Origin of the sequence: Silvania sp., assembly GCF_051656365.1 — a bacterium.
Taxonomy (GTDB): Bacteria; Pseudomonadota; Gammaproteobacteria; order Enterobacterales; family Enterobacteriaceae; genus Enterobacter; species Enterobacter hatchlandensis.
This window is the reverse complement of record NZ_JBOGBT010000070.1, coordinates 1-9,867: the sequence shown is the minus strand read 5'-3', so window position 1 is coordinate 9,867 and position 9,867 is coordinate 1. Positions and strand designations below refer to the sequence as shown.

12 protein-coding genes and 1 pseudogene are annotated in these 9,867 nt (G+C 56.3%); 2 read left to right on the top strand and 11 right to left on the bottom strand.

Annotation, left to right across the window (positions count from 1 at the left end; genetic code table 11):
• Nucleotides 1-331 precede the first annotated feature (331 nt).
• A complete protein-coding gene (gene mak / locus ACRDD5_RS13665; protein WP_438677061.1) occupies nt 332-1,237 on the bottom strand; it encodes a fructokinase in 906 nt (301 codons plus the stop codon).
• Between the two features lie 124 nt (nt 1,238-1,361).
• On the opposite strand from mak, the gene rdgC reads away from it, so the two are divergent.
• Nucleotides 1,362-2,273 carry a recombination-associated protein RdgC gene (rdgC, locus tag ACRDD5_RS13660; protein ID WP_438677060.1) on the top strand — a complete coding sequence of 304 codons (912 nt, stop codon included), beginning with the start codon at nt 1,362-1,364 and terminating at the stop codon, nt 2,271-2,273.
• 46 nt (nt 2,274-2,319) lie between these two features.
• Here rdgC and ppnP read toward each other — a convergent pair whose 3' ends face one another.
• The 5 genes from ppnP to ACRDD5_RS13635 all read right to left on the bottom strand — a co-directional run bounded on the left by ppnP (nt 2,320) and on the right by ACRDD5_RS13635 (nt 5,081).
• The gene (ppnP, locus tag ACRDD5_RS13655; protein ID WP_106992107.1) at nt 2,320-2,604 is read right to left on the bottom strand and encodes a pyrimidine/purine nucleoside phosphorylase; all 285 of its coding nucleotides are present in this window, start codon (nt 2,602-2,604) and stop codon (nt 2,320-2,322) included.
• Between the two features lie 72 nt (nt 2,605-2,676).
• Nucleotides 2,677-3,354, bottom strand: coding sequence for an AroM family protein (locus tag ACRDD5_RS13650; RefSeq protein WP_271280860.1), 678 nt, complete (start codon nt 3,352-3,354; stop codon nt 2,677-2,679).
• A 234-nt stretch (nt 3,355-3,588) separates the two neighbouring features.
• Entirely contained in the window at nt 3,589-3,780 is a 192-nt protein-coding gene (gene yaiA / locus ACRDD5_RS13645; RefSeq protein WP_271280859.1) for a protein YaiA, read from the bottom strand.
• A 44-nt stretch (nt 3,781-3,824) separates the two neighbouring features.
• Nucleotides 3,825-4,349: a shikimate kinase AroL gene (aroL, locus tag ACRDD5_RS13640; RefSeq protein WP_271280858.1), complete on the bottom strand. Its 525-nt coding sequence runs from the start codon at nt 4,347-4,349 to the stop codon at nt 3,825-3,827.
• A 273-nt stretch (nt 4,350-4,622) separates the two neighbouring features.
• Nucleotides 4,623-5,081, bottom strand: a complete 459-nt coding sequence (locus tag ACRDD5_RS13635) for a YaiI/YqxD family protein (RefSeq protein ID WP_271280867.1) — start codon at nt 5,079-5,081, stop codon at nt 4,623-4,625.
• Between the two features lie 142 nt (nt 5,082-5,223).
• Between ACRDD5_RS13635 and proC the strand changes: the two genes are divergently transcribed.
• Complete coding sequence (proC, locus tag ACRDD5_RS13630; protein WP_271280857.1) at nt 5,224-6,033, top strand: pyrroline-5-carboxylate reductase; 810 nt, start codon at nt 5,224-5,226, stop codon at nt 6,031-6,033.
• Nucleotides 6,034-6,047: 14 nt separating this feature from the next.
• On the opposite strand, the gene adrA is transcribed toward proC, so the two are convergent.
• From adrA to ACRDD5_RS13605, 5 genes and pseudogenes are all read right to left on the bottom strand, one after another.
• Nucleotides 6,048-7,148, bottom strand: a complete 1,101-nt coding sequence (adrA, locus tag ACRDD5_RS13625) for a diguanylate cyclase AdrA (protein WP_271280856.1) — start codon at nt 7,146-7,148, stop codon at nt 6,048-6,050.
• A gap of 112 nt (nt 7,149-7,260) precedes the next feature.
• Nucleotides 7,261-7,581 (bottom strand): phosphate starvation-inducible protein PsiF, encoded by a 321-nt coding sequence (gene psiF, locus ACRDD5_RS13620; protein WP_438677059.1) that lies wholly within the window; start codon nt 7,579-7,581, stop codon nt 7,261-7,263.
• A gap of 92 nt (nt 7,582-7,673) precedes the next feature.
• On the bottom strand, nt 7,674-9,092 hold the full coding sequence (gene phoA, locus ACRDD5_RS13615; RefSeq protein ID WP_271280854.1) for an alkaline phosphatase: 1,419 nt from the start codon (nt 9,090-9,092) through the stop codon (nt 7,674-7,676).
• 101 nt (nt 9,093-9,193) lie between these two features.
• On the bottom strand, nt 9,194-9,454 hold the full coding sequence (gene iraP / locus ACRDD5_RS13610) for an anti-adapter protein IraP (protein WP_271280853.1): 261 nt from the start codon (nt 9,452-9,454) through the stop codon (nt 9,194-9,196).
• Between the two features lie 239 nt (nt 9,455-9,693).
• A pseudogene (locus ACRDD5_RS13605) lies at nt 9,694-9,867 on the bottom strand (multidrug transporter subunit MdtG); the annotation flags it as partial.

The window sequence follows — 9,867 nt, the reverse complement described above, 5'->3', positions numbered from 1 at the left end:
TTTTGAACAGCGCTTGCGCTGGCCCCGAAGGGGTGAGCCCCAAGGATGGGGCGAATAATCCGCGTAGCGACGATTTTCTTGCCGGGAGCCCGGGTAGCCAGGGCGGTGGCGATTGAGCCGCCCTGGCACGTTCACGGGTAACGCGACTGACAGAGAAGCACAACACTTAAAGTGAACGGAACCACCACCGGAGCCGCATGCTCCCCCTCACCCCAACCCTCTCCCTGAATGGAGAGGGGGCCGACCGTGCTAATTTTTTTGTGGGGATTCCTCAGCCCACCGGGAGAGGGCACAAACACTAAAAATGGCCACTGACGTTGCCGTTTTGCTTTTACTCCGGCCACAGCCAGGCTGCACCGCGCACGCCGCTGGAGTCGCCATGCACCGCTTTACGGATTGGCGTTTCACACTCGCCGCCAAACACCCACTGCTTCACCAACTGAGGCACGGTGGTATACAGGCGGTCGACGTTGCTCATCCCACCGCCCAATACGATCACATCCGGGTCGAGAATATTGACCACGTGCGCCAGCGATTTTGCCAGCCGCATTTCGTAGCGGCTGAACGCCAGCTCCGCCACCGCGTCCTGCTCCTCCACCAGCCGCATTATCTCGCTGCCTTTCAGCGGATGGCCGCTCAGACGACGATAGTCGGTGGCGAAGCCGGTCCCGGAGATAAAGGTCTCGATACAGCCCTGCTTGCCGCAGTAGCACGGCACTTCGGCGCGGTATTTCAGCTCATCTTCATCCATCCACGGCAGCGGGTTATGCCCCCACTCGCCTGCGGTACCGTTGCCGCCGATATGGGCACGCCCATTAAACGCCACACCCGACCCGCAGCCGGTACCGATAATTACCGCAAACACCGTTTGCGCACCCGCCGCCGCGCCGTCAATGGCCTCCGACACCGCCAGGCAGTTGGCGTCGTTCGCCAGCCGCACTTCACGGTTCAGTCGCTGGCTCAGATCGCGGTCGAACGGCTGGCCGTTAAGCCAGGTCGAGTTGGCGTTTTTTACCACCCCGGTATAGGGCGAAATAGAGCCCGGAATGCCCATCCCCACCGTCCCCGTCTGGCCGGTGGCGTGTTCCGCCATCTCCACCAGCTGGGCGATGGTCTCGATGGTCAGTCGATAGTCGTCACGCGGGGTCGGCAGACGATGGCGAAAAAGCTGCTCCCCCTGCTCGCCAAGGGCGATCACTTCTGTTTTGGTGCCGCCGAGATCAATACCAATACGCACAGGACACTCCTCATTTTTTTGATTATCAACAGAGTAGAAGCCCGCTACCCGATTAGCAATGCAAGCGATGCGACAATTCGCTATCATGCCCGCTGCATTTAACGACAAGGCCGTGGAAATTATCATGCTGTGGTTCAAAAATTTGATGGTTTACCGTCTCAGCCGCGACGTCGAGCTTCGCGCAGACGAGATGGAAAAACAGTTAGCCCTTTACGGATTTACCCCGTGTGGCAGCCAGGAGATGGCGAAAACAGGTTGGGTTCCGCCGATGGGATCGCAGAGCGATGCGCTGACCCACACCACCAATGGTCAAATCATCATCTGCGCGCGCAAGGAAGAGAAAATCCTGCCATCGCCGGTGGTTAAACAGGCGCTGGAAGCCAAAATTTCTAAGCTGGAGGCCGAACAGGGCCGCAAGCTGAAAAAAACCGAAAAAGATTCACTGAAAGATGAGGTCCTGCACTCGCTGCTGCCGCGCGCCTTTAGCCGCTTCAACCAGACGATGATGTGGATTGATACAGTGAACGGTTTAATTATGGTCGACTGCGCCAGCGCCAAAAAAGCCGAAGACACGCTGGCCCTGCTGCGTAAGAGCCTGGGCTCGCTGCCGGTGGTGCCGCTGACGATGGAAAATCCAATCGAGCTGACGCTGACCGAGTGGGTGCGCGCCAACAGCGTGGCGCAAGGTTTCCAGCTGCTGGATGAAGCCGAACTGAAAGCGATCCTCGAAGACGGCGGCGTGATCCGCGCCAAGAAGCAGGATCTGGTCAGCGACGAAATCGCGGTGCATATCGAAGCGGGTAAACTGGTCACCAAGCTGGCCCTCGACTGGCAGCAGCGTATTCAGTTTGTAATGTGTGACGATGGCTCGATTAAACGCCTGAAATTCTGCGACGAGCTGCGCGATCAGAACGACGATATCGACCGGGACGATTATGCCCAGCGTTTCGATGCGGATTTCATTCTGATGACGGGTGAACTGGCGGCGTTAATTCAGAGTCTGGTCGAAGGATTAGGCGGCGAAGCGCAGCGTTGAGGCTTCAAAGCGAAGAATCAGAGCCGGGTTAACCCGGCTCTTTTTTTTACAGGTAACGACACAGGTAGGACGCAGGTTCAGCCACCTGCAGGTGGAATTCGCTGTGGCCCGGCACGTTGAACACATCGCCTGGGTTATAGACCTTCCACTCGGTTTCACCCGGCAATAACACTTTCAGCGAGCCGCTCACGACGGTCATCTCTTCAGGCTGTGCGGTACCGAAGGCATACTCGCCTTCCGCCATCACGCCGACACTGGCACGGCCAGTAATGCTGCTGGTAAAACCAATGGATTTCACTTTACCGGAAAAGTATTCATTACTTTGAAGCATGGACTGGTCCTTATTGTCGTTGGATGTGAATCCAATATAGGGGTGACACTCCATGCCTGTCACGTAAAATCATTACACCAGTAATTCCGAGGCCAGGCGGGCAACCAGCACGTTGGAAAGCAGCACCGGTACGTCCAGCGTTTTTTGCAATAAGTCACGGTGACGCTGGTGGAAACCAAGGCAGTCGAGCATCAGCACGTCGGCCCCGCGATCCAGCAGATCCCGTCCGGCGTCAATCAGTTTTGCTTCGCTGTCCCAGATGGGATTGGCCACCGCAAGCAGCGGCGCATTGACCAGCCCTTGCCACTTCTGCGACTGGTTTTCCAGCAGTTCCGGGATCGGTACGATCACCCCAACCTGATGGCTGTCGACAATCGATCCCACCAGCGGCGGAATGATCCGCATTGGCTCCAGCAGGATCGCCTTGCGGGCAACCAGCCCGGTAATATTGGCGGTGCTCATCAGCAGGATCACGTCATAACCTTGATTATCGAGCACTTCGATCACGCTTTGCAGGGCACGCTCGATCTTGCGAAGCGAGACGTTTGCCAGCCCGCCGTCGCAAAGAAGCGTCGGCAACACTACGTCGCCGGCGTCAGGGGCGTAGTCCTCCATGACCTCTTCCCGACTCAACTTGCCCAGCAGACTGTGATGGGTAATTTGTTGTTCAGACACATGCTCGGTTAAGAGCGGTAATACTTCGCTTACCGGGACTACCCCAATGGTGAGGATCGCCAACGTCGCTTTCATCGTTCTCGCCTTTCTCTACTCACTACTACTGCCATGACACAGTCTCACTTCGCTGTACGATTTCTGTTCATTAATTAACCGCTGACAAGCGTAGCAGCTGTTTCAGAAGCCGGAATGTAAATATCCGGCGCTGAAAAACAATGTCGCTGTTAAACCTGAACATTCCCTCCATTAACGGTTTTTTCTGTCTGAAAAGTGTGACAGCAGCACGTTTTTTTCGCTTTCAGAAAAGGCTCAGGTCTTATCGGGATCTTCGTAACGCACTTTGGCATCCTGCGCTTCCTGCTCCGTTTCATGCTCGCTGATCAGCGAATCAGGTTTCGGATGGTCGGCGCGCAGTTGATACCAGGTGACGGTGTGGCCCGTGGCGCCCTTTTCAACGGCAACGATGCGGGCTTCACGCGGATAGGGAGGTCTGGTTGGCATAGTTCATCCTTATTTGATGGCTGAACTATCAGTATAGACTTCAGTTAACTGGCGCATGCCAGATCCAGCACCCTGACGATGTGCTGCACCACCTGGGCGGGAGTTAACGAGGCATCGACGATGTGGTGGGCGGCTTCGCGATAGAGCGCGTCGCGCTCGGCCAGCACTGCACTCACCTCTTCACCGATCGGTTTGCCGGTCAGGGTCGGGCGCTGTCCCTCTTCCGGGGACGCTTCCAGGCGTTCTACCAGCACCGGTACCGGGGCGCTCAGGTAAATCACAATCCCCTTCTCGCGCATAAACTGCCGGTTGTAAGGAGACAAAATAATGCCGCCACCGGTGGCGATGATCCCGGACGCGGCGGTGACCGCTTCAAGGGTAGCCGTTTCGCGGGCGCGGAAACTCTCCCAGCCTTCCTGCTCGACGATCTCGGCGATGCTTTTTCCGGCGTGGGTCTGCAACCAGTGGTCGGTATCAACAAACTGACTCTGGCAAAGGCGCGCCAGTTCAAGACCGACGGTTGTTTTTCCACAGCCGCGGGGGCCAATTAAAAAAATAGGCTGGGTCATATCCAGGTGTTCCCCTTGAGGCCGCAGGCGTGCGGAGCGTGAAGTCGAAAAGCGCGCAATAATACCATTAAACTAGTACATAAAGTAAGCGTAAAAAATGTATTACATCAGGCGTGGTATTAAAATTACAACTCAGTCAATCCCAGAAATATCAGGGGTTATCCTGTAAAGAAATGATGGCATTGACGGGTGCGCTCACCTTACCTGAACCCACCTGCCGTTGACAACCCCACAACGCGCGTAGGGTAGCACAATCATTAATATAATGAGCGATTAGCCCTGACGACGCTTCACTTCCAGCAGCCACTTGTCCAGCTCTGCCGCAAACAGCTGCCGGTCGCGCTGGGATAATCCATCCGGTCCGCCGGTCTGGATACCGCTGGCGCGCATCGTGTCCATAAAGTCACGCATCGTCAGCTTTTCGCGGATTGTCGCCGGGGAATAGCGTTCACCGCGCGGATTCAGCGCGGCGGCACCTTTCTCAAGCACTTCTGCTGCCAGCGGAATATCGGCGGTGATCACCAGATCCTCCGGGCTGCACAGGCGCACAATTTCGTTATCGGCCACATCAAACCCGGCCGGTACCCGCATGGAGCGGATAAAGCGCGAAGGCGGCACGCGGATATTTTGGTTCGCCACCAGCGTCATCGGCATCTGAACGCGCTCGGCGGCGCGAAACAGGATCTCTTTAATCACATTTGGACACGCATCGGCATCCACCCAAATCGCCATGTTTTCTCCCCGGCTGACAAAGTTGCGCACCATTGTCGCCTGCTTTACACCCCAGGCAAAGCCGCAGACGCTTTAATGCTGCGTAAAAAACCGCGATAGGCTAAAGTTCCACAGACATAACAACGCTTAAGAGGGAGACGTGATGGACAAAAAAATCGGTTTTATTGGCTGCGGTAACATGGGTAAAGCCATTCTCGGCGGCCTGATTGCCAGCGGTCAGGTGCTGCCCGGCCAGATTTGGGTCTATACCCCGTCGCCGGACAAAGTCGCCGCCCTGCACGACCAGTACGGGATCAACGCCGCGCAAAGCGCGCAGGAAGTGGCCCAGGTCGCCGATATCGTCTTCGGCGCGGTCAAGCCCAATATCATGCTCAAAGTGCTGGGCGACATCACCTCCAGCCTGAATAAAGAGACGCTGGTGGTGTCGATTGCCGCCGGCGTCACCCTCGATCAACTGGCACGCGCGCTGGGTCACGATCGCAAAATCGTCCGCGCCATGCCGAACACCCCGTCGCTGGTTAACGCAGGCATGACGTCCATCACCCCTAACGCGCTGGTGACGTCAGAAGAGACGGCCGATGTGATCAACATCTTCCGCTGCTTTGGCGAAGCCGAAGTGATTGCCGAAGCGATGATCCATCCGGTGGTGGGGGTCAGCGGATCGGCGCCCGCTTACGTCTTTATGTTTATCGAAGCGATGGCTGATGCGGCAGTGTTGGGGGGTATGCCGCGCGCGCAGGCCTATAAATTTGCAGCGCAGGCGGTAATGGGTTCCGCCAAAATGGTGCTGGAAACCGGTAAACATCCGGGCGAGCTGAAAGACATGGTCTGCTCACCGGGCGGCACCACTATCGAAGCGGTGCGTGTTCTCGAGGAGCGCGGGTTCCGCTCGGCGGTGATTGAAGCCATGAGCAAGTGCATGGAAAAATCAGAACTGCTGAGTAAATCCTGACCGATTGCCGGGCGTCAGGCCGCCACTTCGGTGCGGTTACGTCCGGCATTTTTCGCCCGATACAGCGCGATATCTGCCGCTTTCAACCACTCCTGATAATGCACCATCGACGACGTTAACGGCGCCACGCCCACGCTGATGCTGAGCCTGACCTGCGGCGCAGCGGGCAGGTGAAAATCGGCCAGCCGCTCGTGGACCCGGGACATCGCCGCGATCGCACTTTCCGGCGACGTCCCGCTCATGATCACCGTAAATTCATCCCCGCCAAAACGCCCCACCATATCGCAGGCGCGCAGCGTGAGCTGCAGCTGACGGGTGACGGCGATGATCGCCTGATCGCCAACGTCATGGCCCCAGGTATCGTTAATGCTCTTAAAGTGATCGATATCGATCAGCAGAATGGTGGCACTGCGGTGGTAGCGGCGGCAGTTTTCAAATTCGGTGCGCAGCAGTAATTCCCAGTGACGGCGGTTAAACACCCCGGTCATCCCGTCCAGATTACTCATCAATTCCAGCCGCCGTTTATGCTCGGACAGGCGGGTAGTGGTGCGATGGCTAACCCAGGCGAAGAGCAGAGGATAGGCGACCAGCACCGGCAGCGCCAGCAGACTCTCCAGCGGCGTGCTGGTGTAATGCGGCTCCCCGTGGGTTAATTGCAGGGTCACGATCACCGCCAGGGTGGCCATCAGCGTCCCGGATCCAAACAGGCGCAACCCCCCTGTCCCCATCAGGTTCATGCCCATCATCATCACCAGCGCGGCGGTGGGCATTGAGTTCATCTCCATCAGGCCGATCCAGATCCCGGCAATAATGGCATCGACTTTGAGGTTCACAATTTCGCTATGACAGGGATCGGCGGAACGGGCCGACAGTTGCCAGGCCAGGTGGGGCCAGACGAACGCCCAGCCGACCAGCAGCAGCCACCAGCTCCCGGCGACCGACTCCTCAACCAACACGCTGGCAACAGGGAAAAAGAGAATAGCCAGACCCGCCGTCCTCGGTAAACGCAGCCGACGCGCAAACCGCAAACCAGACCGGTAATGCTCATCTGCCGAACGAGGTTGATTTATTCCTTCTCGGGCAAAGGCTTTGGTATAAATGTTTTCATCATTCATATGATTTTGGGAATTCTCTGATCTGTATAGAATTTCCCAAATTATAGAAATGGTTACAAAAAGCTAAGTATGAAATTTCGGGTGAGCCGCCGCCGCGGCTCACCCTTTTGAACTAGACAGATTTCTTCAAACAGGCACTCATAAACTTGTTACGGTCGTCCCCTTTCAGGGACTGCTCAGTCGCCTGTACGTTGCATTCACGCATCTTTTGCTGCTGCGGCGTCAGGCTTTTTTCGGCCGGTTTAGACGAGGAATTTTTCAGGCAATCGCTCATGTAAGTTTTGCGGGAATCGCCTTTCAGCGCCTGCGCGGTGGCCTGCTGATTGCAGGTGGTCATACGTTGCTGCTGCGGGGTGGGTTGTTTATCTTGCGCGCCCGCCGGGGCGAGTGAGAACAGGCTGAATAGCAGAGTAACCAGCAGTGTGATTTTCATAGCACTATCCTTCAGTGAATGTTCACCCTAAGTCTGGTCGGTGCTGATAAAAAAACCACCCGACAGGGGAAAATTCCTGCCGGGCAGCGAGGTTACTTCAGGCTTAACGCCGCTTTCATGGTGTAGAACAGATCGGTTTGATCCGTCAGACCCACCACGTTAGCCGCATGCGGGCCGTAGGCCGCGATGCGCAGCTGGCTGCCGGTATGTTCCATCGACTCCTCTTCCGAGTTGCCGTAGCTCATTGCCATCACCGCACCGTCTTTGGTGGTCAGCGCCTGGGTCAGGCCCGGTGCTTTGGTGTCCGGAGCCACGATCTGGCTGGCATGGGCATGGTCAGCGGTAACAATAACCAGCGTGTTACCGTCCTGCTTCGCGAACGCCAGCGCCTTCTGCACCGCTTCGTCCAGATCGACGGTTTCGCCAATCTGTCCGCACGGATTCGCCGCGTGATCCTGCTTATCGATCGACGCGCCTTCCACCTGCAGGAAGAAGCCCTTTTCGTTTTTGCTCAGCAGGGAGATGGCTTTCTCGGTCATCGCCGCCAGGGTTGGCACCGAATCGTTACGCTTAGGATTTGGCGTACAGGTCACCGCAGGCTTATCAATGTTGCCGTGATAGCTGGCTTTCGGCCCTTCCCAGCGCACCGGCATGTTGCCCTCGGCGAACAGCCCCAGCAGCGGCTTATCCTGCCCGGCTTCCGTAATGGCGGCCAGGGATGAGGCGTCGCTCACCAGCTGGTAGCCGCGCGCCTGCGCCTGCTCACGCAGGGTTTTGCCCGACCACTCGCCGGTAGTTGCGGTTTCAGCGAAGGTTTTTGCCCCACCCCCCAGGGTGACGTCAGCCCGGGCATTCAGCAGCTGTTCAGTGATCGAGCCTTTGCCGCCTTTTTCCAGCGCATTGCTGGCGCATTTTTCGCTGGTTACCGTCGGGCCATAGCATTTACGTGAGGTCACGTGGGCCACTAATGCTGCCGGTGTCGCATCCTGTAGTTCGGCCGTTGAAACGTTGCCGGTCGCCAGCCCCGCCGCTTTGGCAAGCTCGAGGATGGTCTGATGATCTTTCTCGTGGATATCTACACCCAGCGCGCCGTTATAGGTTTTCACCCCGGTGGTCCACGCGGTGGCAGAGGCGGCAGAATCGGTGACGTAATCCGGTTTGCCGGATTTTTTATCCAGCGAATAGTGAGTGTATTGCCCGGTCAGCGGCAGGGCATCAATGCCTTTGAAAAAGCCGCCCGCGCCTTCGGCGTAATTACGCGCAGCGGTAATTTCGGAATCGCCCATCCCGTCGCCAATCAGCAGAATAATATTTTTAGCCGGTTTGTCATTCAGCGAGGCGCGCAGGGCAGCGGTCTGATCTTCTGTCAGGCGACGCGCGCCGCCTGGCTGGGTGATATCCCCCTGCGCGGCACGGTTTTCCAGTACCGGATGGGTAGCCGCTGTTTCTGCATAAATAACGGGGGTAAATAATAAGGGCATTAATGCGATATAAAGTGCGCTCTGTTTCACTTATTTCTCTCCATGTAGAAATACATCAAAAAAATAAAACAGAGCGACTATAGGCATCAGATATGACGGTTCTATGACAGCAGGCGAAAGACTGAAGGTCACTAGCTGCGCGGGTGGTGCAACAATTTGTTCACATACTGCTGGAGCATTTCGCTGTCATGGGCCGGGACTTCAGCATCGGGCCGGGCTTGCTCCAGCGCCCCTTCAATGCTTTTGATCAGCGCCTGCTGATCGCTTTGCGCCATCTGGCGTAACAAAGCTGTAACCACGATCTCCAGGGCTTCGACCTGCGCGACCAGCTCTTTTGACTCTTCTTCCTTTTCTGCCAGCTTGACCAGCAATTCAGCGATGAGATTTTTCACAGCACTATTTCCTTAGCGGTTTTTTCTGAACTTAGCACTCAGTGAACAGCTTGCAAAGTGGGTGCAAGTATTATTTTCAGCAAACGGAACGGATTTTTGTGAAATAGATCGCCGCCAGCCCGACATAATGGCTTTTAAATTAAATTTAAATCTTATTCAGCACATGAATATAAAATAAGAACCGTCATTTCAAATTAATGATAATGACGGTTACATCAACAATATATTATACATCATGTTTAGCGTCGGGCGGCAACCTGCGCCTGCCGACGGCGCATCGCCCACGCCAGCTGGATAATATTCAACAGTACCACCACAGCGGTGGCGGCAAATACCCAGCGGAACCCGGCCATCGCCGACACGCCAGCCCCCATCAGCGGACCGGCGACATTGCCTAAATACATAAACGACTG

What these genes read in the sequence shown, in the direction of transcription:
- rdgC (WP_438677060.1), top strand. Translation starts at nt 1,362, where the DNA reads ATGCTGTGGTTCAAAAATTTGATGGTTTACCGTCTCAGCCGCGACGTC.
- ppnP (WP_106992107.1), bottom strand. Translation starts at nt 2,604, where the DNA reads ATGCTTCAAAGTAATGAATACTTTTCCGGTAAAGTGAAATCCATTGGT.
- ACRDD5_RS13650 (WP_271280860.1), bottom strand. Translation starts at nt 3,354, where the DNA reads ATGAAAGCGACGTTGGCGATCCTCACCATTGGGGTAGTCCCGGTAAGC.
- yaiA (WP_271280859.1), bottom strand. Translation starts at nt 3,780, where the DNA reads ATGCCAACCAGACCTCCCTATCCGCGTGAAGCCCGCATCGTTGCCGTT.
- aroL (WP_271280858.1), bottom strand. Translation starts at nt 4,349, where the DNA reads ATGACCCAGCCTATTTTTTTAATTGGCCCCCGCGGCTGTGGAAAAACA.
- ACRDD5_RS13635 (WP_271280867.1), bottom strand. Translation starts at nt 5,081, where the DNA reads ATGGCGATTTGGGTGGATGCCGATGCGTGTCCAAATGTGATTAAAGAG.
- proC (WP_271280857.1), top strand. Translation starts at nt 5,224, where the DNA reads ATGGACAAAAAAATCGGTTTTATTGGCTGCGGTAACATGGGTAAAGCC.
- adrA (WP_271280856.1), bottom strand. Translation starts at nt 7,148, where the DNA reads ATGAATGATGAAAACATTTATACCAAAGCCTTTGCCCGAGAAGGAATA.
- psiF (WP_438677059.1), bottom strand. Translation starts at nt 7,581, where the DNA reads ATGAAAATCACACTGCTGGTTACTCTGCTATTCAGCCTGTTCTCACTC.